The organism is Gemmatimonas aurantiaca (assembly GCF_037190085.1).
GTDB lineage: Bacteria > Gemmatimonadota > Gemmatimonadetes > Gemmatimonadales > Gemmatimonadaceae > Gemmatimonas > Gemmatimonas aurantiaca_A.
The window spans coordinates 290,389-309,946 of the sequence record NZ_JBBCJO010000012.1 but is presented as its reverse complement, the minus strand read 5'-3'; the positions used below and the strand labels follow the sequence as shown (position 1 = coordinate 309,946).

Below are 19,558 nucleotides of genomic sequence, written 5' to 3'. Positions count from 1 at the left end.
CCAAGCCTACTGCATCACGACGAATAGTACGCCGCGTTCTCCTCGACATAGCCCTTGGTGAGATCGCATCCAAACGCGCGCGCCGAGGCGCCGCCAACACCGAGTGCAATCTCGAGATCCACGACTTCGCGTGGCAGCGTTTCCCGCACCACGGCATCGTCGAAGGCGAGACGCTCACCCTTGCCCACCAGCTGATAGCCGTTGATCCAGGCATCGGTGGTGGAGGGGCGGATGCTGCAGACGAAACACTTGCCCATGGCCAGGGGCAGGCGACCGACATTGGGATCGGCGCCGTGCACCATGGTCTTCACGAGCGGGGACGGAAAGGGCTTGAGGAACTCCTCATCGAGGGTACTCTGAAGAAGTGCCTTGTGGACCGGCACGTTCGTCAACTCCTCCGTTCACTGTCGACATAGTCGTTCCGTGATTCGCTGCTTCCTGGCGGCCGAGCACGTGCAGCAGCCCGTGTGAAGCGTACGTGCAGCGCACGGTGTGGGACGGGGAGCAGGTGATGTACGAGATCCGGAGTTCTGGCGGCACGGGCGTGAACCCGGTGCACATGGAGCTGGAAGGCGGGGCCCAGACCGGCGAGACGGTGGAGCCGTACGGCATCGTGGTGTACGCGCATGCGCAGGGCCTCGACGAGCCCGTGGGCGTGCTCAAGCGCTACGCGACCAGCGTGGGGGCCGGCAGCACGGCGGCGTACGTGACGCCGTACGTGACGCCGTACGCGAGCTATCAGGGCGCGTGGAGTTATGGCGCGAACGCGAGCGGCGCGACGTGCGTGGCGGCGGGCGCGGCCTGTCCGGCGTGGCCGGGCTATGTGGCCACGGTGGACGGCCGGGCCCCGGGCGCGGACGTGTCGACGGTGGCGGTGTGGTGGGGCGATCTGCTACGCGGGCCCACGACAACGGGCGGCCCGCAGTACCTCCGCAACCGCTACTACGACGCGACGACGGGGCAGTTCACGCAGGCGGACCCGATCGGGCTGGCCGGCGGGCTCAACCTGTACGGGTTTGGGAGCGGGGATCCGGTCAACTATCGCGATCCGATGGGGTTGTGCGTCCCCTTGCCTTAGTGTGCATTTGCTCCAGCGGGAGTGGGCAGTGGATCAGCCCTTATCGGAATTGACGCCGCGTCTGGTATGTTGGGGGGCACAGCCGTCGGAGCTACCGTCGCAGCTCCATTAGTGCTGGTTGGCGCGGCCCTGGCCTACTGGGTTGCACTACCAGTAACCCCGATGATGTCTGCCCAAGTCCAAGGTGGTGTGGCGCGTGATGCAACAGCAGTCGGTCCACTCTACAATCGCAGAGAAGAGCGCGAGATACGCGCCGCTATCCAACATGTGACAGGGCGCCCCGCAACTGCTCACCAGTACGACTGCATGTCGGAAGAAATCCATGAGTGCAAGGCGATGGGAGAAGGTGGCAAGAAGAACAAGCGAGGCGATTTCACCTGGGAAGAGTTGAAACGGATGGCAAGGGACATGTTCGGTGGTGACAAAGGCGCAAGGTAGGAGCAGATCCTGATGGGGACTGTACATGAAACAACTGGTCCCATTCACCTTCAACGTTTCCCTAAGAGGTGTTCCCGTGAGTAAGCAACCCAATATGCAGGAAACAGAGGACGAACCACCGGTCATTCGAGCGAGCCTTGTGCTCCGTCAGTTTGGCGAGGATCCGGACGAAATCAGTCGAATACTTGGTCTACTGCCGGCGCGATCGGGGCGTCGTGGTGACCGCCATCGAAACGTGCTTGGACGAGAGACAGGGCGTATTGTACCCAAGACATACTGGGCACTGAATTCCCAGGCGGGATCCCGTGATCCACTCGAGACCCAAATCGCGAGCATCCTGGAGCAGGTCCGAGATGTGCGGTCAGCGTTTGATCATCTTCCACCGGGTACGGAAGTGAGTCTGCGATGCACGGTGATCCCCAACGGGGACTTACCGCTCTTCCAGGTGGGAAGCCAGCAGATGTACGAGCTCGGCGCAATCGGAGCCTCACTCGAGATCGACATCATTAGCGTAGGTGCGGAGCCAGTTGAAGCGACGACGTGAGACCTGAGAGGAGATCCAACAGAAATGACCAGACGTCGCTCGTTGCAGGGCGGAGCCGTCGAGGCAGAGGGCCCCGATGCCATCGTTGCGCAACTCTCATCCGTGCTGGCGTCAGCCGATCGCGGGACCGATATGCTGGAGCTGCGTCGACAGGTGCAAATCTCGATTGCGCTCGCCCGGGTGAACCTCTCGCTGAGCCTCGGATCAACCGACCGGAGCGAGCAACGGCTTCAGAAAATCGAGATCACTGAAGGCCTGCCCTCCGCGCAGCCGGCCCAGGCGCACGATGACGAGCTCGCGTGACGGAATCACATAGAGGCGTTGTTTGCCCATGCCGGCGGCCATCACCAGATCGGCGGGGAGCCAGTCGGGGCGTGCCGTGTCCACCGACTGGGTCGCTGACTTGGCCATGAGCGTGCCTCCCACGAGCCACCACGACAGTCCGTAACTGGGGTTGCTGTGCGCGGGTGTGAACAACTCACGCACGAGCGACTCGGGGAGCAGGCGTTGTCCTTTGTACACGCCGTCCCGTCGCACGAATTCGCCGACCGTGGCCCAATCGCGGGCGGTCATCGCGGCGCCGCCGGCCAGTTGCGGCTTGCCGTCGGCGCACCGCGCGCGCCACTCCACGGTTACGCCGAGTGGCGTGAGGATACGGCGCGCGAGATAGGCGTCGAACGTTTCACCGCCGTTGACACGCTCCAGCGCGGCGCCCATGGCAATGAAGGGATAGGGGCCGTAGCGGAATCTGGTGCCGGGTTCGGCAAACGTGCCGGCGCGGACCGCGTCGTTCCAGGTCGCCCCACGTCCACCGCAACCGGTGCCGGGATTGCCGGTTTCGAGTCCGCTTTCGAGCGAGAGCAGTTGTCGTACGGTGATGCGCGATTTGCGCGCGTCCTGCTGCCACTCGGTGAGGTACCGGGCCACCGGAGCATCGAGGGACACCTTGCCGTCGGCCACGGCGGCAAGCGTAGCGAGACCGACGAAGCTCTTGGAGCCACTGGCGAGCAACTGGCGGGCGGAGACGCGTCCGCCCGCCATGTATGCTTCGTGAATGATCCTGCCGCGATACATGACCAGCACGGCCTGCCCGTCGGTGGACGCCGCATACGCCTTGGCACGCGCGAAAGCGGCGGAATCGGGCGGCGGCTGCAGCAACACCGCCGCCACGAGAGAGAAGAGGAACGCGGTCATGCCTGTCGGACGGCACGAAGCCACCGGCCGTTAAGGCATTGCCGGTCATGCATTCCCTACGGCGTCACCACCGGGCAGTTCACGCAGGCGAATCCGATCGGGCTTGCGGGTGGGCTCAACCTGTACGGATTTGGGAGTGGGGATCTGGAGCCATGGGACGTTCACGACCGCCGTGCCATGGAGGTAGACTCTGAGGGCCGTGCAATCTGGCCCGATGGACCCAGAAACAAGAACGGGACGCCATGAGTGGGAATCATCCCTACAAGGTGCAAGGCACTCGACGAGGCCGGGTGCCTCACTGGGGAAGCGCTTCAGCCGATCCGGGAGTAGCCTCAACATGACGCGCGCTGACTATCCGAATCTGGCACTGCTTCTTGGTGCCTACTTCCATGAGGACTGGATGCTCGAACGTGCGTCTTGCGATGATGTAGATGCTGTCGAGCTAGCCAGCTTCCTGCACGAGCCCGTGCGGCAGGCCGGGATTGGTGCAGTAGTCGTGTCACCTGACGTGGGCCGATGGAGACGATGATGGATGAACAGATGGCGATGTATCCAGCACTCGTAGACCTGGCACGAGCCATGCTCAATCGCGGAGCCGAGGTAGAGGAGGTGCTTGAAGCACTGCGCGAGAAATGTCCATCGATCATTCAGTCGATGAAGGTTGCGCGTGATGTCCTTGGCCTGCCGATGAACGAAGCAAAGGATCTCGTGCATCACAGCCGCGCCTGGAGCGATATGCGAGATCGACACTCCGAATTGCATGAGCAGGCGGAAGCTGCGGCATGGAGCAAACCCACGCAGAATGCCGATGGCAGCTTTCGGGTCGAACTTGATCTTGCGAGGGATGGCACTACGGAGCACTAGACGCGCTCGGTGTTGCTGAAAGTCTATTCTCTTCGGGGTGGGTATCCTGCATCGACTGAACGGCTGCTGCCTCTGCGGGTATGGTGTGGAGCGACAAGGGAAGGTCGTGCGGGATTGCCTTTCGGGTAGGCGGGTTGCCTGTTGGGCCGCCGTCAATCGCCAGGAGCACTCATGAGATCGCGAGCTACAAGCAAGTGGATCCACAGAGGCATTGCGGCATCTTTCGCACTGTTCCTGACGGCTTGTCCACAGAAGACGGCGGTGTGGGTTGAAGAGGGTTCAACCGCGGGTCACCTGGTGCTGGGCATCGGCAGTAGGCGTGGCCATCCAGGCGACGCCGATATCGGTGTCGTACGAGTCTATCGCTGTGACCGCACGAGCGACGGGCCCGGGGCATCGTGGCTGGTCGGTCCCATGGGGCGCACAGAACAGATCAAGCGCCTTGTCTATGGTGAGACCCCATCGGGATTCAGTTCTGAACAAGGACCTGAACCGCTGACACCGGGGTGTTACAAGGTGGCAACATCTGGCACCGGTACCACCGGATTCACCGTGGATTCGCTGGGGACAGTAACGGAGACTCGTCAGCGGTAGATGGATTGACTGCGCAGAGTGATACGACGCCGACATGACGACCGACAAGCTCGAGATAGCGCTTCGCCGCAATTCCGGCCGGCAGATGCTCACGCGGTTTCTGACCGAAACCAGCAGCGCACTCGGCCGGCCGTTCGCGGAGATCGAGCTCCTGGCGCTCCAAGAGACGGATGCCCTGTTGAAACGCTTCGAGGACGCGATGCAGTGTCTCGCCTCCCGAAAGAGCACAGGCGCTTTGGTGGTGGACTGCCACCTCCGGTCCGTGCATGACCTGAACGTGGAGGCGGCCAGACTGATGGAGCGCGTGTCGGACGGAGAGATCTTCCTGTACCGAGCCCGAAGCAAGTGGTGCGGCGCCATACGCACTTCGGTTCACGAAGTTCTGCGACACCTGCAGCATCTCGTGACTCCAGACCAGGACGATGTGATCGCTTGCAGCCAGACCGGCTCACCCGGAATGTTCTGTAGCTTGTCCATGGACAGGGACGGGCTTGGTGTCACATACCACTTGGTTGCCTGGGCCGATCATGCTTTGGCAGGCCCGGAGCCGTTCACGACGACCCGGCCGCCGATCGCATCTCCCTACCGGTGATCCGCTATGAAAGTGAAATATCTCGGACACCAACCCGGGTTGGAGAGAGATCCTTCGATTCCCAACGAAGGAACGAAATGGGATTCTTATATCCCTCTGACGGAGGGTCGGGTATACGTGGTATACGCCGTGGCTTTCCGCCGGACGGTGGTGCGTTTCTGTGTTTTCGCTGACGATGCACTGCCTTATCCACTCTTCTACGATGCCGAGCTATTCGTGGTGGTCGACAATCGAATACCCTCCCATTGGCACTTCGCGCACACACCGACCCACAAGGACCATCAGGCCATCATGAGCATCGAGGAGTGGGTTTCTGATCCGTTCTTCTATGATCGACTGACAGACGGTTCTTCGCGTGAGCGGATGCTGCTGGAAAATCCTCGGTTCGACGCCCCCGATTTGTAAGGCGAGGCCATCGGGCGGAACCATGATCAGACCTGAAGATCTGTCCCGGTTTGCGTGTCGCACGGGCCTCGTCGCGATTGCCGTGTTGGGGAGTTGTCGTTCGGAGGCCCGTGATTTCTGGATACCGGGCGCCAGCTACGATGCACAGCTCGAGGCGACACACCGCGTGGTGCGCGTCCCTGAATTGCCGCGACCGGCTACTGATTCGCTCCGACGCCGGATGATCATCGACTCCGTACACCGCGATTCGGTTTTTGGTCGGTATCTCGGCAGGCTGGACTCGTTGGGTCTGCCCGTCAGCGAGAGCGGCATCGCATGGGAACCCATCGGCGGCCGGATTGGCGGCGATTCTTTCACGCTGGTCGTGCCGTTTCGCGCGGTGGACGCGGAAGTCACGTTGCGTGGCAGGATTCAGTCTGGTGTTGCCATTGGAAACTGGATTGGTCCCATGTCCTTGGGCGATAGCGGTCTGTTCGAGATCCGGAGAGTCAGCCCATGACCTGGACCGTGCAAGTGCCTCGTGAACTGGCGCATGGGCCGGACCACGCTCCGAACGGAGTAGCGAGAGGACATGCGACGGAACCCGGGCGGATGGGGATGGTGCCTTCTGCTCCCCCCTGCACCAATCTGAGACGATGAGCTCGTCGATACTCCCCGACCCGTACGTTCTCGATGCGCTTGCAAATGACATCGAGGATCTGGAGGGCATACTGCGGATGCTCAACAGTGATACTCCACTCGGCTGGTATCGTGAACGAGGGTGCCGCTTTCAACGCGAGGAAGTGGTGGAAGCGCTCTGCCGGATGATTCGTGGTCGGGAGGTCCGCGGCTACCTGTTGCACGAGAGCGGCACGGAACTGGTTCCCCTCGCGGAAGGTGAACTGCCCTCCCTCAGTTTCGACGAGGCCTGGTTCGAAATGACCGACCGGGGGAGGCTGCGACATGCAGATTGGCGTCCACCAACCATCGATATGCTCTGAGGCGCCCATGGCCATCTGGCAATTCGACGTGCTGATCGCGCCACGCGAGCCCATCCGCCTTCTGACGGCGGCGGGCAGCGACGAACTGCCCGGCGACGCAGTGGAGTCAACCAGCTTCTGGATCGGTCACCAGCTTCCGGCCGCCTATGAACATCAGTTGGAGGCGATACTGCCATGGAGCCCGTCATGGGATCCCGAGTGGACGTTGTTCGGAAGCGAGGACGGGACACGCGTCGATATCATCAGCGACGAAGGCAGGCGGGATGAAGTGAAGCTGCGTGTCGACGCGCGGACCATCGAGCCGGAACTCATCGAGCGACTGATGGATTTCTTCCACGCCGTCGACTGCGTGCTCATCACCCCGTCCGGGCGCGTCGTCGATCCCGACCCGATGGCGTTCTGGGTGGAGCTCCAGATGTCCTCGGCCATGGCGTTCGTTCGTGATCCGAGTGGCCATCTGGGCCGGTTCCAGCGGCGGCGTGACAGGGAGTGAAGACGTCGACCGTGTGGGGTACCTACGGAGAGCATCTGGATATCCCCAGTCTGGTGCATGATGTCGAAAGACGATGAGATCGCGAATATCGTTTTCGCGAACCTGAGATGGCTCGTCTGCATCGTGCTTCCCGCCGTCGCGGTCCTCTTTGTGCTGCGGGAGGGCGTGCAGGAGGGCATGTCATATGGCGCCGTCGGGTTGGTCGCGCTCGTCTACGTCACGCCACTGATCCCGGCGATCGTGGGAGCAACTCTTCATAGCCTGACGCTCGCTGCTCTCAGTCGCCGGATTCACGTGACGCGGCTCATCGCGATTCTGACGAGCCCAATCGCACTCGGCGTCATCCTCCTGATGGTCGACTTCAACTACCTGCTGATACAATGGATCCCGATCACGATCGGGGGGCTCTTGTATATGGGGTTGATACGACTACCTCCGAGTCGCCTCGTACCGGACAGGTGATGAGCGAATACGAGATTCTCTTTACCGTCGAGCTCGGGCCCGGAAACGCCCCGACAGGTCGCACGATACATCATGCTGGTTCCACCGTGTTCCCCAAACCGCATGCGCTTGCGATCGTACAGTATCCGGGCGATCAGGGATGCTACCTCCTATATTTGGACGACGCAGGGGAGGAGCAGACGGATACGTACCACGATTCTCCGGCAGCCGCGATGGCGCAAGCCGCGTGGGAATTCACAGTCGAACCCCACGAGTGGAAGAGCACGCTCCGGTAGCATAGGGCTCGCGCCTTCGATGTGGATTGGCGCCTGGGTCGAGCGACTGCCTGTGCCATAGATGGACCGGGAAACATTGCGACCTCCAGGCGAGATCATGGACGGATTCAAGCGGGACAACTTTCAGCGGCGCTACCCAGGAAGCGCATTCCCCGTGGTTGATGCCATGGAGCCATCTGTTTGTGACGAGGTTCGGCAACAGGTCGCCATGCGCCTCGGAGGAAGTCCCGTCCGAACCGGGGCTGCGCTCGTGCGGGAAATCGCTGAGGATGCAACGCCGATCCCTGGAGTTGATGCCGAGAACGATGACTTCGACCTGTTTCGGGTGTTGGACTCTCTGGCATTGCCGTATTCGGAGCATGTCCTTCTCAACTGGGAGCGATTCGACAGGCTCGACCGTATCCGACTTCGAGACCTGCGCGAGTATTTCAGCGATATCTGGTATCCCGGCTCCGACGATCTCGATGTCATCGACTTGGATGCCGGTTGGATTCTCTCGATCCGGCACGATGGCGGCGTCCTCGTACTCCGGCTTCCACATGACACCTGAAACGAACAAGCTGGCGTGCATCGAGGCGTGGGCAGTCGAAGTCATCCGACATCAACGGATAGACGACTTCGACGACCTGCACGTGGACGAGATCAGTGAGGAGTTCCGCGCGCGAGATACGTGGATTGCAGCTTCGGAGCAGTGCCTGGAACTCGGTGCCCGGCTCATGGAGCAATACTCCGGAGAGTACGCAATCGTCGTGGGCATGTCACTGACGGCCAACGACAGGCCTGTGGGGATCCGCGTCGATGAGCTCGATGCGCTGGGTACCGAACTTGATGGGTCACCGCCTTCGCTGTACGTGGTGAGAAGGGTAGCGCCACCATGGGCCGATGCCGGGCAGGAGGGCTGTATCGAGTTGACGGAACCATTCCGGCCGCGGGTGAAAGGCGGGCGCGCATTCTTCTGCGAGTGGTGGCATGCCGCCGACCGCGAGTATCGCCGGTCCGTGTGGCTCACGCATGATCCGATCCACACCGCTGCAACATCAGAATGCCAAGGCGAGGCCATATGACGACTGGAGCATCCGAAACCGATGGCTCCAATGCCATCGTGACGCAACTGTCATCCGTACTGGGTTCAAATACCAAGGGGAACACAACCGTTCTTGTCCGACTTCTCGACGAGGGCACGGAAGTATATCGGCCAGTGGACGCCGTCAGGGTTGGAGAGAATACCTATGTCCTCCTGGCAACGGTGGGCTACGCCCCCGACGACGAGACATGGGAGTTCGTGCCTGGGAGTCACGTGCGTTGCGAACTCCGTGACTTCGGTGGCGTCGGCGAACCTGTAGCGATGGAGTTGGTCGTTTCAGTCTCGCATCGTTCAGATGCCGATGATCGACCCCGCTAAAATCGTGGAAGCACTCGAGTGGGCCGAGTCGCGAGATGCATCGGCCGCAGAGCTCGATGCTCTTCTGGCTTCTGTCGACACCGACGCGCTGCTCTGGAGCATTGCGGATCGTGTCGTGGCCTACCCGGCTATCATGGGAGCCATATATCGGCGAGCCACGCAGGGCGACCTGAATCGCGAGAGGGCCCTCGGGTACCTGGCGCTTTCTCACGCCAGCATGGGTGACCTGGAATCAGCGGTCGCGCTGCTGGGGCGTCTGCCCGAGGAGAGTCACGACGAGGTCGTACTCAGCGCGTGGGCTCTTCTGAGTCCGACCGCGTCAGAAACGATTGCCAGGCTGAATGTCGGCACGCACCGTCTGCCACACTCACTTCGATTGTGGAGACAGCTCGCAAATGTGGCGCTGCACGAGGGATTCATTTCTGATGCGCAGCGGGCATATCTGATGTTTGCCAAACTTGAAACGACCGCCGAACAGCAGGCGCGAATTGCCCGGATCCTGGATGAACGGGGCTGGAGAGCACAGGAGCCTCGCGAGGGCCGGAGCCACGGGACCCGCAGCTCCCCGTAGTTCCAGCTCCCGTAGTCCCAAGGCCGTTACGGCGTCACCACCGGCCTCCCCTGTGCATCCCGCACTTCCACCGGCGCGATCTTCGTCGCCTTGAGCGCCGGTTCGATGCTCGCCCGGTCGCCCGCGATCACGATCGTCAGCCGCGACGGATCGATGTAGCGGGTGGCCACACGCTGCACGTCGGCGGCGGTCACGCGCCCGATGCCCGCGTTGAAGGCGCCCAGCGTCGTGAGCGGTAGGCTCGACGGAATCAACGCCGAGATCTGCGCGGCGATGTCGCGTGTGGATTCGAAACCTTCCGCGTATCCGAGCTGCAGATACCGCTTCGTCTTGGCCAGTTCGGCCGCGGGCAACGGTGCACGCACGCCCTTGAGTTCGTTCATGAACTCGATGAGCGCCGAGTCGGTCTTGGCCGACACCACTTCCGCCGATGCGGTGAACGGTCCCGCTTCACGACGCATCGTGAAGCTCGAGCCCGCACCGTACGTGTAGCCCTTCTTCTCGCGCAACGTGTTGTTGAGCCGCGAGGTGAACGACCCGCCCAGGGCGGTGTTCAGCACCATCAGCGGATAGTAGTCGGTCGTGTTGCGGGCCACACCGATGCCGCCGATGCGGAACGACGATTGCGCGGCCTTGGGCTTGTCCACGATGTAGATCGTCGTGGGCCGCGGCGCCATGCGCGTGGACGCATACACGGGGGCTGCCGGCAGCGTCGCCCGCTCCCACCCACCAAACGCCCGCGTTGCCAGCGACTCGGCCTGCGCCACCGTGAGATCGCCCACGATCACCAGCGTGGCATTGTTCGGCCGGTACCAGGAACGCCAGAACTGCTTCACGTCGTCGAGCGTGATCGATTCCACCGTCTGACGCGTGCCGTTCGGACTACGGCCGTAGGGATGCTGCTCCCCGAACACCAGCGATGCGAACGCCCGCGAAGCCAGCGCCGGTCCACGATCCTGTTCCTGCAGCAACGCGGTGAGCCGTTCGTTCTTGAGACGCGCGAACTCTTTCTCGGGGAAGGTGGGGCGTAGCGCCACATCGGCCATCAGCGTCATGGCGCTGTCGAGCGTGGCGCGTGTGGTGTGCAACGAGATCGAACTTGATTCGAACGCCGCATTCGTGCCCAGTCCGATCGCGAGATAGCCGATCTCCTCCGCGATCTCCAGTGCGTCGCGCCGGCCGGCGCCTTCGTCGAGCATGTTGGCGGTGAGCGTGGCGAGTCCCGCCTTGGCCGCGCCATCGGCTTCCGCACCCGTGCGCACCACCAGCACCGCGTCCACGATGGGCAGTTCATGATGCTGCACCACCACCAGCTTGAGTCCATTGGGCAGCGTGCGTTCCGTCATGGTCGGCAGCACGAGTGCCTTGGGCGCACCCAGCACCGGTGGTGTCGTGCTGGCCGGTCGCGGCGCCGCCTGCGCATGCAGCGGGGACGGCGTCAGCGCCGGCATCAATGCCGGTACGAGCGCTGGCGCGAGCAGGAGACCTGCGAACAATCGTGTGCGCATCACTCGTTCCCTCCCGATGCCGACGTCAGTGCGAGTTCCTTCTTGCCTTCCGGCACCACGGTGAGCACGATCTTCGGCTGCAGCACGTATTGCTGCGCCACGCGCTGGATGTCGGCCGAGGTGAGTCGTTCGTAGCGGGCCAGATCCTGGGCCATGTAGTCGGGATTCCCCGTGAAGTAGTTGTAGTAACTGAGCTGCGTCGCCTTGCCCAGCACCGACGAGAGACGGTCGAGCATCGACGCGCGCATGCCATTCTTCACGCGCGTGAGTTCACGGTCCGTCACGCCCGACGTGGCGATGTCGCGGAGGGTCTTCGCGATCTCGACATCGAGTTCGCGGGGATGCACGCCCGGCTTGGCCGTGCTGGTCAGCATGATGAGACCGTCGAGCTTCTGCGACGAGTTCCCCATGCTCACGTCCTGCGCGATCTGCTTCTCGTACACCAGCGTGCGGTACAGGCGGGAACTCTTGCCGCCGGCGATGATGTCCGTGAGTGCATCCAGCGCCGCATCGTCGGGCGCGAACGCTTTCACGCCATGCCAGGCATAGTAGACCCGGGGCAGTTGCACCCGGTCCTCCATCATCAGCACCGTGTCCTTCGCGATGCGCACCGTCGGCACGGTGGGGCGCACCACCGGCTGCGCGCTGCGCGGAATGCTGCCGAAGTACTTGCTCACCTGCGCCTTCACCGAATCGGGATTGAAGTCCCCCGCGATGGTGATGGTCGCGTTGTTGGGCGCGTAGTACTGCCGGAAGAAGTCCTTCACGTCCTCCAGGGCGGCGGCACTGAGATCGGCCATCGATCCGATCACCGGCCACGAGTAGGGGTGGTTGGACGGAAACATCACCGGCAGAATGGTTTCGAATGCGCGCCCGTAGGGAACGTTGTCGTAGCTCTGCCGGCGTTCGTTCTTCACGACGTCCCGCTGCAGATCGAGCTTCTGCTGATCCATGGTCGGCAACAGCCAGCCCATGCGATCGGCGTCCAGCCACAGCATGAGGGGCAGGGCATTCGACGGCCCTGTCTCGTAGTAGTTCGTGCGATCGAAGTTGGTGGAGCCGTTGTTGCTCGCGCCTGCAGCTTCGAGCCATTCGTCGAATTTGCCTACCGGGACGTTCTGCGAGCCCATGAACATCACGTGCTCGAACAGATGGGCAAATCCCGTGCGACCCGGCTTCTCGTCGCCCGAACCGACTTTGTAGAAGTTCTCCACCGCGATGATGGGCACCGAGCGATCCACGTGCAGGATCACTTCGAGGCCGTTGGGCAGTGTGTACTTCTCGTGCGGAATGGACGGGGCCTGTTGTGCCCCGAGTGCCGGACCGGTAGCCAGGCCGGCACTCAGACCGGCGAACACGCCAACCATGGCGACCTTCGCCAGGCGGCTGGCGCGGCGTCGTGGGCGCGGAGAATCGTGGACGATCATGGAATCGGTGAACGGGGAAAGAGGCGGGTAGCGGTTCAAATGTACAGGCGGCACTTTGCCGCCCATGGCGCTTCATGATGCTAGGGATTCTACGCCGGCCGGGGGGCCTGAGGTTCATTATGCGGCCCGGCTGGGCACCTTCTCCGGGACGATGCTGGTGGTCGGCGGTATCATCGGCGCCGGCATCTTCCTGTCCCCGGCCGTGGTGGTCCAGCGGGTCGGCACCACCCCACTCACGCTGGGGGCCTGGGGACTCGGCGCACTGATCGCCATCATCGGCGGTTTTGTGTACGCCGAACTGGGGGCGCGACGGCCCCGCGCCGGCGGTACCTATGTCTATCTGCGGGAGGCGTTCGGCACACTGCCGGCGTTTCTCTATGGCTGGGCGCTCTTCCTGATCATCGGCACCGGCGCCATCGCGGCGGTGGCCATGACGGGGGCCAACTATCTCGCCGAACTGCTCGGGCTCTCCGCCGACACCGGACGTCCCATGGCCATCGCGCTCATCGTGGGACTCACCGCACTGAACATCCTCGGCGTGCGCATCGGAGCGACCACCGGCAATGTGCTCACCATACTCAAGCTGTCGGCCATCGCCCTGCTGGTCGTGGCCGCACTGCTGCTGGTCCCCCGGTACGCCGCTCCGGTCGTCGCCGCCCCCGTGACGCCCCTCGCCGGACCGACATCCCTCGGTGGCGCGATCGGTGCCATGGGTGCCGCGCTCGTGCCGGTGCTCTTCTCGTTCGGGGGCTGGCAACAGACCAACGCCGTGGCCGAGGAACTGGTCGATCCGCAGCGCACGCTGCCGCGCGCGCTCATCCTGGGCGTGCTCATCGTGGCCGCGACCTATCTGCTGGTCAACATCGCCTATCTGCGGGCGCTGGGCCTCGAAGGACTGGCCGCGTCACGGGCGCCGGCCGCCGATGCGATGCAGGTCTACCTCGGCCCGGCCGGGCGTACGGTGATCACGTTCGGGATCGTCACGTCCACCGTGGGATTCCTGGGCATGGTCATTCTCATGTCGGCGCGGGTGTATCAGGCCATGGCCGCCGACGGTCTGTTCTTCCGCAGCATGGCCCGGCTGCATCCGCGGACGCAGACACCGGTGGCCGCACTGGTGGGGCAGGGGCTCGTGGCGCTGGTGCTGCTGCTGTCGGGCACGTATGGCCAACTGCTCGACTACGTGGTCTTTGCCGACTGGATCTTCTTCGGCAGCACCGCCGCCACGCTGCTCATCTTGCGGAGTCGGGACGACGCACGCGGCGTGCACATTCCGGTGCGGGCGCCATGGCATCCCTTCAGCACGCTGCTGTTCGTGGCCGCTGCCGGGTATGTGGTGGTGGGCTCCATTCTCTCCAATCCCGGCAATGCCCTGCGGGGCGCCCTGTTGCTTGCCCTGGGGCTTCCGGTGTATGCGTACTGGATGCGCCAAAGAGAACGGGATGAACGACAGGGTGAGCACAGAAGGACATCCGAGTGAACATCGATGACCCCTCACGCCTGCAGACGGAGACCCGGTCGGTGAGCGGCGCCCATGTGGCCGCACTGACCATCTATCCGGTCAAGTCGACGGCCGGTATCGACGTGTCCACGATCGAACTCGATGCGCGTGGCGCGACGGGCGACCGGCGCTGGTTGCTGGTGGACGAAGCAGGCGCTGCGATCACGGCGCGTGAGTGTCACGCCATGTTGCGCATCGTACCGTCATTTCTCGACGTGGCCGATCGCGATGGCGGCCTGCAACTGGCGGCCGACGGAGAGCCGTCGCTGCCGGTGCACGTGCCGCCACCCGATGCGGAACGCCGCCAGGTGGTGGTCTGGGACGATGCGGTGATGGCACACGATGCCGGTGACGAGGCGGCAACGTGGTGTACACGCGTGATCGGACGCAAAACACGAGTCGTTCGGTTGTTCGACGAATCGCGGCGGCCGCTCAAGGCCAAGTACGCCGGCCCGTTGCCACATGCGGGGCGCGACGTGGCGTTCACCGATGGTGCACCGCTCATGATGCTGGGATTGCCGGGCATCGCAGCGCTGGAGGAACGCCTCGCGGCGGGAGGGCGCGTCCTTGCGATGGACCGTCGTCGTTTCCGCGCGAATGTGTGGTTGAGCGGTCTCGAGCCGCACGCCGAGGATCGCTGGCTGCGCCTGCGCATCGGCGACGTCGCGCTCGGCGCCGGCACACTCTGCTCGCGCTGTGTGCTCACCACCGTCGATCCCGACACACGCGAGCAGGGTACGGAACCGTTGCGCACGCTGGCCGGTTATCGCCGCATCGACGGACTGGTGATGTTCGGCGTCAATGTGACGCACGCCGCACCGGGGCGCATTCAGGTGGGTGATCCCGTGGTGGTGGAGGCGTTTCGGACGTAACCGTTCAAGCCCCACGGCACAGCGATCGAAGCCGGATTACCGGGCTTCCTGTTCCTGTGTCCCGCGCAGGAAAGCCACGGCCGCTTCGATCACTGCCGGATCGCGCAGAATGCGTCGGTGACCCAGTCCCTCCACCGGCATCAACCGTGCCCGCTGCCAGTGCGCGACGATGCGTTCGCCATGATCGAAGGGCACTTCCCGGTCGTCACGCGCATGAATGACCAGGGCGTCCGTCGTGACATCGCGCAGCAGTTCCAGCACGTCCACCGGCCGATGGCCGCTTTGCACGATGTGCCGATGGAATCGCTCCCGGAATTGCGACGTGGCCTGCGGCGGCAACTGCATCACCTCGGCGTAACGATCGATCACGTCGCGCAATGAGGCCGGGCTCGCGATGCTCACCACACGCCGGGCCTCGAGTCCCGCCGCGAGCGCGATCGCGATACTGCCCCCACCCATGGAGTGGCCCACCGCGCCGTGCAGCGGTCCGAATGTGTCCGCCACCACACGCAGCGCATCGGCGAAGCGATACGGATCGGCGCGACGACCGCGCGAGTGACCATGCGCCGGTCCGTCGATCGCCACCACGTGATAACCGGCGTCGAGCAGCCGGGGCACGAAGGCGGCAAACTGCGTGGCCCGTCCCTCCCAGCCGTGAATGAGCGCCACCGTGGGCCCGTCGCCTGCTTCGAGCACCGACAATCCACCGGCGAGTCGTCGCCGTCTGCCGGCGGCTTCGAGCGCCAGTTCCCAGTCACGCGGGGCGTGCCGACGTGGCGTGGAGAACAACCGCTGGTTGAGTCGCGCGGCCAGCGATGGCGCCACCCGACCCAGCGTGCGATTGGCCCGGCGGACGATGCGCAGGGACGCGGGAATGGACTCGGTCACCCCTGAAGTATCGTCAGAACTTCCCCTCGATGGCACTGCGCGCAGTCATCACTTAAGTAAGCGGTTGACAATGAGTCGCTTCGGACGCAAGCTCAAGTGGATAGTTTAGTTTTTCAACCGGATCTGCTCATGCCTTCACGCCCCATTCTGCACAGCTCGTTCACGATCGAACGCCAGTATCGGGCCGATGTCGCCCGGGTCTTCGCCGCGTGGGCCGACATCGAAACCAAGGCCCGTTGGTTCATGGGGCCGCCCGACACCTGGACGCTGGTTGAACGCGGGCTCGATTTTCGCGTGGGAGGCGCCGAGCGACTTCATGGTCGTTTTGGCGGCGGACGTGAGAGCCTCTATGAAGCGCGCTTCCACGCCATCGAGCCGGGAGTGCGCCTCGCGTACGTGTACGACATGTTCGTGAACGGCACGCATCTGTCCGTCTCCCTGGCCAGCGTGGAGTTTCACGCCGGCGATTCGGGCGGAACGCGCATGGTCTACACCGAACAGGTGGCCTTTCTCGATGGTGAGGACGGCACGCGTTCCCGCGAACATGGCACCGATGCGCACTTCGATCGTCTCGGCTCCATCCTCGACGATGCACACGACATCGTTTCCGCACGCACGTTCGCGGCGCCACTGGCCCGTGTGTATGCCGCACACAGCACGTCCGAACAACTGGTCTCGTGGTGGGGGCCGGCCGGATTCGTGAACGAGATTCACCAGTACGATCTCCAGGCCGGAGGTCTGTGGCGTCTCTCCATGCGGGCGCCCGATGGCAGCGAGCATCATCTCACCAAGCGTTTCCTCGAGGTGCGCCCCGGCGAACGCATCGTGTTGCGGCAGGAAGTGCCCGCCGGGCATGCATTCACGATGACGATGACGTTTCTGCCGATGGGTGACACCACCCATGTCGTCTGGGCGCTGCGATTCGACTCCGCCGATGAAGCCGCCGCCGTGCGCCCGTTCGTCGAGGCCGCCAACGAACAGAACTTCGATCGACTCGCGGCCTTTCTGTACGTTCTGTAGCACGATCCACGTGCCTCTCCGTTGCCTATGGTCCGCTATCGCGCAAAGCGCCGTTCGACCTCGACAATGGCATCGGGGACTTCTTCCCAGCGGATGACCACCTCGGGGGCGATTCCCTTGCCGCGCATGCCGCGGCGCGGAAGATCGGCATGCGCGGTGATCGTGGGATAACCCAGGGCCCACTGCCGATCTCCGGTGCCGAGGGAAAGTCCCTGCGTGCTCTGATAGTCGAGCGCTCCGGCCGTGGGTTGACCCACCACGGTCGCACGCGTGCTGCGCAAGGCCTTGAGCACCAGGACTTCCGAGGCACTGACCGTGCCGGCGTCCACCAGCACCACCACGCGCCAGTCTCCCGGGGTGCTCGGTTCCGGGGCGAGTGGCGAGGGCAAGCCTTCCAGCGGCACCAGTGCTCCCGTTTCACTCTCGAGACGTTGCAGGATGCGTCGGGTGGTGGCGCTCGTGTCGCCACCCACGATGCGTCGGGCATAGGCGAGTTGCGCGGGAGATGCGAGCATAACCGGCGTGCCCGAATCGTAGGGCGTGACGCGGCGGGTGGTGCTGGCGATGTAGGGATCGAGCGCACGCGTCGTACCGGATCCGCCCCCTTCATTGCCGCGCAGATCGATGATCAGCAGCGGGCGTGAGCGGATCGCGTCGGCGTTGGCGGCCACGAGACTGTCGAGACGTGGCGTGAATTGCGGGTCGTGCGACGGGATGGAGAACACGACGGAGCGCTCGCGCACGACGACCGTGGGACGATGGGCGTCCACACTGTCGAGCATGCCCGCGCGTGAACGTTGGGCAGGATGGGCGCGTCCCCAGACGCCCGGCGAGAGACGCAGCAGATCGCCGCGATACAACTTCGCCAGCAGATATGTCTCTCCGAAGTGTCTGGTGAGCAGACGCATGTCGTAGGCGGGGACACCGGCGCGTATGCCGGAAGTCGGTCCGGCGTCATTGCGCACCCGCCGAAGTTCGGCTCGCACCGTGCCGACCGGCCAGGCCGTCGTATCGGATCGAAGCACCACGGCCACGAAGCTGCCGGAGGGCCCCGCCGGATCGGGAATCACGCCCAACTGCAATGGACCATCGAACCAGATGCCCTCGATGGGATCGTGCGTCGCGCGGCGGGTCAGCGCCCTTCGGATGTCCGTCTCCGTGGTTCGTACGTGGCGCAGTGCCGCGGCACGCCGGCGCGCCGTCGACGAATCGGGAGTCGTGCTCTGGAAGACAAAGAGATGCGGATCGTCGTACCATTGCACGTACGATGCGAGTACCGGATAACACGCGTGCAGCGGCACGGTGTCCGCGCGGTTCCTGAGCCGTTGCAGCATGGCGCGATGTGCGTCCTGGCGACTGCCCGTCACTTCGAGCAGGTGACCGGCGTAGTTCTCCCGGACCTTCGCGTCGAGAGAGTCCAGGGAAATGCGGCAGGTGGCCGGCGACGACGGCGATGGAGCCTGGGCCGTGATGTGCGCCGTCCACGGACCGATGAACAACGCCGACAGCGGCACCAGCATTGGCCGGATACACCGACGCATTCCGGCGGGAATGAACGAACGCATTGGACGTACGCGAAAAGAATCGGCAGGGGACAAGAGGGCCTCCGGAGGGTGGGACGGACGGCGCGGAACGGCGGGGGGACGCAATGGCTCCTTCCATCCGTACGGCGGCCTCAGGTCTCGCGTTTCCGGAGGTGCCGGTGAAGATCGTCCCCACCCGGAGAGACATCACGGGGCATTGAATGGTTGCTGATCGGCAGCAGGCCAACGAAAGGAAGAACCCCATGCCGAGCGGCATTGAACTCGCTGAACTCGCTGTATTCGTCGAACTCCCGGAAACGACAACAGCCCGGTGCTTCGTCCCATGCACCGGGCTGCCATCGTTTCATACGGTTCCCTGCGTGAGCGACGGGATCAGGTCTGATCCTTCACTTCGGTGCTGCTGCCGTTGGTCTTCACCGAGGCAATACCGTTGTCGCGGCTGGCTTCGGAGGCATACATCTGACTCGTGCCGATGACCTGACTGTTCGCGGCCTTCAGGTTGAAGTAGAACTTGCCGTTCGATGCGGTCTTTTTTTCATAACGCTCATCCTGTCCTGAATTTGTCTGGACCGAGGCGATGCCGTTCTGGGCGGATGCCCTGGCCTTGTAGAGCTCACTGGTCAGGATCGTTTCCGCGTTGCCCGCTTTGAGAACGAAGCGGAACTGTCCGTCCGATGCCTGGCTGAGTTCGAACCATCCGGCCATCTGGTGCTCCTGGAGTGTGGGAAATCACGGGGAACGCGGGAAAGTTAGTGCGTCACCGCCGGCAACCATACGGTGAGAAGAGTGGTACCCGCGCCTCCGCTACGGCGGCGCTCTGGTGGCCGGGGGCTGTGTGGCCACGGTGTAGGGGGAGAAGCATATCAAGTGGAGCCGGAGGGAGTCGGCTAACGTTTCCGGGTGCGC

The 19,558-nt window shown here is 63.6% G+C and carries 22 protein-coding genes; 15 read left to right on the top strand and 7 right to left on the bottom strand.

Annotation, left to right across the window (positions count from 1 at the left end; genetic code table 11):
* Window positions 1–14: 14 nt before the first annotated feature.
* Window positions 15–383 carry a bifunctional ornithine acetyltransferase/N-acetylglutamate synthase gene (locus WG208_RS15985; RefSeq protein ID WP_337172377.1) on the bottom strand — a complete coding sequence of 123 codons (369 nt, stop codon included), beginning with the start codon at window positions 381–383 and terminating at the stop codon, window positions 15–17.
* Window positions 384–478: 95 nt separating this feature from the next.
* Between WG208_RS15985 and WG208_RS15980 the strand changes: the two genes are divergently transcribed.
* Together WG208_RS15980 and WG208_RS15975 are read left to right on the top strand one after the other, a co-directional pair.
* On the top strand, window positions 479–1,078 hold the full coding sequence (locus tag WG208_RS15980; protein WP_337172376.1) for an RHS repeat-associated core domain-containing protein: 600 nt from the start codon (window positions 479–481) through the stop codon (window positions 1,076–1,078).
* A gap of 162 nt (window positions 1,079–1,240) precedes the next feature.
* On the top strand, window positions 1,241–1,516 hold the full coding sequence (locus tag WG208_RS15975; RefSeq protein WP_337172375.1) for a hypothetical protein: 276 nt from the start codon (window positions 1,241–1,243) through the stop codon (window positions 1,514–1,516).
* A gap of 748 nt (window positions 1,517–2,264) precedes the next feature.
* On the opposite strand, the gene WG208_RS15970 is transcribed toward WG208_RS15975, so the two are convergent.
* A complete protein-coding gene (locus WG208_RS15970) occupies window positions 2,265–3,254 on the bottom strand; it encodes a serine hydrolase (RefSeq protein WP_337172374.1) in 990 nt (329 codons plus the stop codon).
* Window positions 3,255–3,770: 516 nt separating this feature from the next.
* Between WG208_RS15970 and WG208_RS15965 the strand changes: the two genes are divergently transcribed.
* The 10 genes from WG208_RS15965 (at window position 3,771) to WG208_RS15920 (ending at window position 9,892) form a co-directional block, all read left to right on the top strand.
* On the top strand, window positions 3,771–4,118 hold the full coding sequence (locus WG208_RS15965; protein ID WP_337172373.1) for a hypothetical protein: 348 nt from the start codon (window positions 3,771–3,773) through the stop codon (window positions 4,116–4,118).
* Window positions 4,119–4,746: 628 nt separating this feature from the next.
* Window positions 4,747–5,304: a hypothetical protein gene (locus WG208_RS15960; RefSeq protein WP_337172372.1), complete on the top strand. Its 558-nt coding sequence runs from the start codon at window positions 4,747–4,749 to the stop codon at window positions 5,302–5,304.
* Between the two features lie 129 nt (window positions 5,305–5,433).
* Window positions 5,434–5,709 (top strand): hypothetical protein, encoded by a 276-nt coding sequence (locus tag WG208_RS15955; protein ID WP_337172371.1) that lies wholly within the window; start codon window positions 5,434–5,436, stop codon window positions 5,707–5,709.
* 220 nt (window positions 5,710–5,929) lie between these two features.
* Complete coding sequence (locus WG208_RS15950) at window positions 5,930–6,208, top strand: hypothetical protein (RefSeq protein ID WP_337172370.1); 279 nt, start codon at window positions 5,930–5,932, stop codon at window positions 6,206–6,208.
* 136 nt (window positions 6,209–6,344) lie between these two features.
* Window positions 6,345–6,689 carry a hypothetical protein gene (locus WG208_RS15945; protein WP_337172369.1) on the top strand — a complete coding sequence of 115 codons (345 nt, stop codon included), beginning with the start codon at window positions 6,345–6,347 and terminating at the stop codon, window positions 6,687–6,689.
* Window positions 6,690–6,696: 7 nt separating this feature from the next.
* On the top strand, window positions 6,697–7,182 hold the full coding sequence (locus tag WG208_RS15940; protein WP_337172368.1) for a hypothetical protein: 486 nt from the start codon (window positions 6,697–6,699) through the stop codon (window positions 7,180–7,182).
* A 57-nt stretch (window positions 7,183–7,239) separates the two neighbouring features.
* Window positions 7,240–7,644, top strand: coding sequence for a hypothetical protein (locus tag WG208_RS15935; RefSeq protein WP_337172367.1), 405 nt, complete (start codon window positions 7,240–7,242; stop codon window positions 7,642–7,644).
* A gap of 372 nt (window positions 7,645–8,016) precedes the next feature.
* Window positions 8,017–8,469, top strand: a complete 453-nt coding sequence (locus WG208_RS15930) for a hypothetical protein (protein ID WP_337172366.1) — start codon at window positions 8,017–8,019, stop codon at window positions 8,467–8,469.
* On the top strand, window positions 8,429–8,983 hold the full coding sequence (locus WG208_RS15925) for a hypothetical protein (RefSeq protein WP_337172365.1): 555 nt from the start codon (window positions 8,429–8,431) through the stop codon (window positions 8,981–8,983). The genes WG208_RS15930 and WG208_RS15925 overlap by 41 nt, the downstream gene beginning before the upstream one ends.
* Window positions 8,984–9,298: 315 nt before the next feature.
* A complete protein-coding gene (locus tag WG208_RS15920) occupies window positions 9,299–9,892 on the top strand; it encodes a hypothetical protein (RefSeq protein WP_337172364.1) in 594 nt (197 codons plus the stop codon).
* 26 nt (window positions 9,893–9,918) lie between these two features.
* Here the strand turns inward: WG208_RS15920 and WG208_RS15915 are convergent, their stop codons facing one another.
* Together WG208_RS15915 and WG208_RS15910 are read right to left on the bottom strand one after the other, a co-directional pair.
* The gene (locus WG208_RS15915) at window positions 9,919–11,400 is read right to left on the bottom strand and encodes a pitrilysin family protein (RefSeq protein ID WP_337172363.1); all 1,482 of its coding nucleotides are present in this window, start codon (window positions 11,398–11,400) and stop codon (window positions 9,919–9,921) included.
* Entirely contained in the window at window positions 11,400–12,827 is a 1,428-nt protein-coding gene (locus WG208_RS15910; protein WP_337172362.1) for a pitrilysin family protein, read from the bottom strand. Before WG208_RS15910 ends, WG208_RS15915 begins: the two co-directional genes overlap by 1 nt.
* Window positions 12,828–12,891: 64 nt before the next feature.
* On the opposite strand from WG208_RS15910, the gene WG208_RS15905 reads away from it, so the two are divergent.
* Window positions 12,892–14,307: an amino acid permease gene (locus tag WG208_RS15905; RefSeq protein WP_337172361.1), complete on the top strand. Its 1,416-nt coding sequence runs from the start codon at window positions 12,892–12,894 to the stop codon at window positions 14,305–14,307.
* On the top strand, window positions 14,304–15,200 hold the full coding sequence (locus WG208_RS15900; protein WP_337172360.1) for an MOSC N-terminal beta barrel domain-containing protein: 897 nt from the start codon (window positions 14,304–14,306) through the stop codon (window positions 15,198–15,200). The genes WG208_RS15905 and WG208_RS15900 overlap by 4 nt, the downstream gene beginning before the upstream one ends.
* Window positions 15,201–15,236: 36 nt before the next feature.
* Here WG208_RS15900 and WG208_RS15895 read toward each other — a convergent pair whose 3' ends face one another.
* Window positions 15,237–16,088, bottom strand: coding sequence for an alpha/beta fold hydrolase (locus WG208_RS15895; protein ID WP_337172359.1), 852 nt, complete (start codon window positions 16,086–16,088; stop codon window positions 15,237–15,239).
* A 129-nt stretch (window positions 16,089–16,217) separates the two neighbouring features.
* Between WG208_RS15895 and WG208_RS15890 the strand changes: the two genes are divergently transcribed.
* Complete coding sequence (locus tag WG208_RS15890) at window positions 16,218–17,108, top strand: SRPBCC domain-containing protein (protein WP_337172358.1); 891 nt, start codon at window positions 16,218–16,220, stop codon at window positions 17,106–17,108.
* 35 nt (window positions 17,109–17,143) lie between these two features.
* On the opposite strand, the gene WG208_RS15885 is transcribed toward WG208_RS15890, so the two are convergent.
* Both WG208_RS15885 and WG208_RS15880 read right to left on the bottom strand, forming a co-directional pair.
* A complete protein-coding gene (locus WG208_RS15885) occupies window positions 17,144–18,628 on the bottom strand; it encodes a S41 family peptidase (RefSeq protein ID WP_337172357.1) in 1,485 nt (494 codons plus the stop codon).
* A 396-nt stretch (window positions 18,629–19,024) separates the two neighbouring features.
* Window positions 19,025–19,357, bottom strand: a complete 333-nt coding sequence (locus WG208_RS15880; RefSeq protein ID WP_337172356.1) for a YegP family protein — start codon at window positions 19,355–19,357, stop codon at window positions 19,025–19,027.
* Between the last annotated feature and the right edge of the window lie 201 nt (window positions 19,358–19,558).

Excerpts from the sequence above, each read along its gene's own strand:
- WG208_RS15975 (WP_337172375.1), top strand. The coding sequence starts at position 1,241 with ATGATGTCTGCCCAAGTCCAAGGTGGTGTGGCGCGTGATGCAACAGCA.
- WG208_RS15970 (WP_337172374.1), bottom strand. The coding sequence starts at position 3,254 with ATGACCGCGTTCCTCTTCTCTCTCGTGGCGGCGGTGTTGCTGCAGCCG.
- WG208_RS15965 (WP_337172373.1), top strand. The coding sequence starts at position 3,771 with ATGGAGACGATGATGGATGAACAGATGGCGATGTATCCAGCACTCGTA.
- WG208_RS15960 (WP_337172372.1), top strand. The coding sequence starts at position 4,747 with ATGACGACCGACAAGCTCGAGATAGCGCTTCGCCGCAATTCCGGCCGG.
- WG208_RS15950 (WP_337172370.1), top strand. The coding sequence starts at position 5,930 with ATGATCATCGACTCCGTACACCGCGATTCGGTTTTTGGTCGGTATCTC.
- WG208_RS15945 (WP_337172369.1), top strand. The coding sequence starts at position 6,345 with ATGAGCTCGTCGATACTCCCCGACCCGTACGTTCTCGATGCGCTTGCA.
- WG208_RS15940 (WP_337172368.1), top strand. The coding sequence starts at position 6,697 with ATGGCCATCTGGCAATTCGACGTGCTGATCGCGCCACGCGAGCCCATC.
- WG208_RS15935 (WP_337172367.1), top strand. The coding sequence starts at position 7,240 with ATGATGTCGAAAGACGATGAGATCGCGAATATCGTTTTCGCGAACCTG.
- WG208_RS15930 (WP_337172366.1), top strand. The coding sequence starts at position 8,017 with ATGGACGGATTCAAGCGGGACAACTTTCAGCGGCGCTACCCAGGAAGC.
- WG208_RS15925 (WP_337172365.1), top strand. The coding sequence starts at position 8,429 with ATGGCGGCGTCCTCGTACTCCGGCTTCCACATGACACCTGAAACGAAC.
- WG208_RS15920 (WP_337172364.1), top strand. The coding sequence starts at position 9,299 with ATGCCGATGATCGACCCCGCTAAAATCGTGGAAGCACTCGAGTGGGCC.
- WG208_RS15915 (WP_337172363.1), bottom strand. The coding sequence starts at position 11,400 with ATGCGCACACGATTGTTCGCAGGTCTCCTGCTCGCGCCAGCGCTCGTA.
- WG208_RS15910 (WP_337172362.1), bottom strand. The coding sequence starts at position 12,827 with ATGATCGTCCACGATTCTCCGCGCCCACGACGCCGCGCCAGCCGCCTG.
- WG208_RS15905 (WP_337172361.1), top strand. The coding sequence starts at position 12,892 with ATGGCGCTTCATGATGCTAGGGATTCTACGCCGGCCGGGGGGCCTGAG.
- WG208_RS15890 (WP_337172358.1), top strand. The coding sequence starts at position 16,218 with ATGCCTTCACGCCCCATTCTGCACAGCTCGTTCACGATCGAACGCCAG.
- WG208_RS15885 (WP_337172357.1), bottom strand. The coding sequence starts at position 18,628 with ATGCTGGTGCCGCTGTCGGCGTTGTTCATCGGTCCGTGGACGGCGCAC.
- WG208_RS15880 (WP_337172356.1), bottom strand. The coding sequence starts at position 19,357 with ATGGCCGGATGGTTCGAACTCAGCCAGGCATCGGACGGACAGTTCCGC.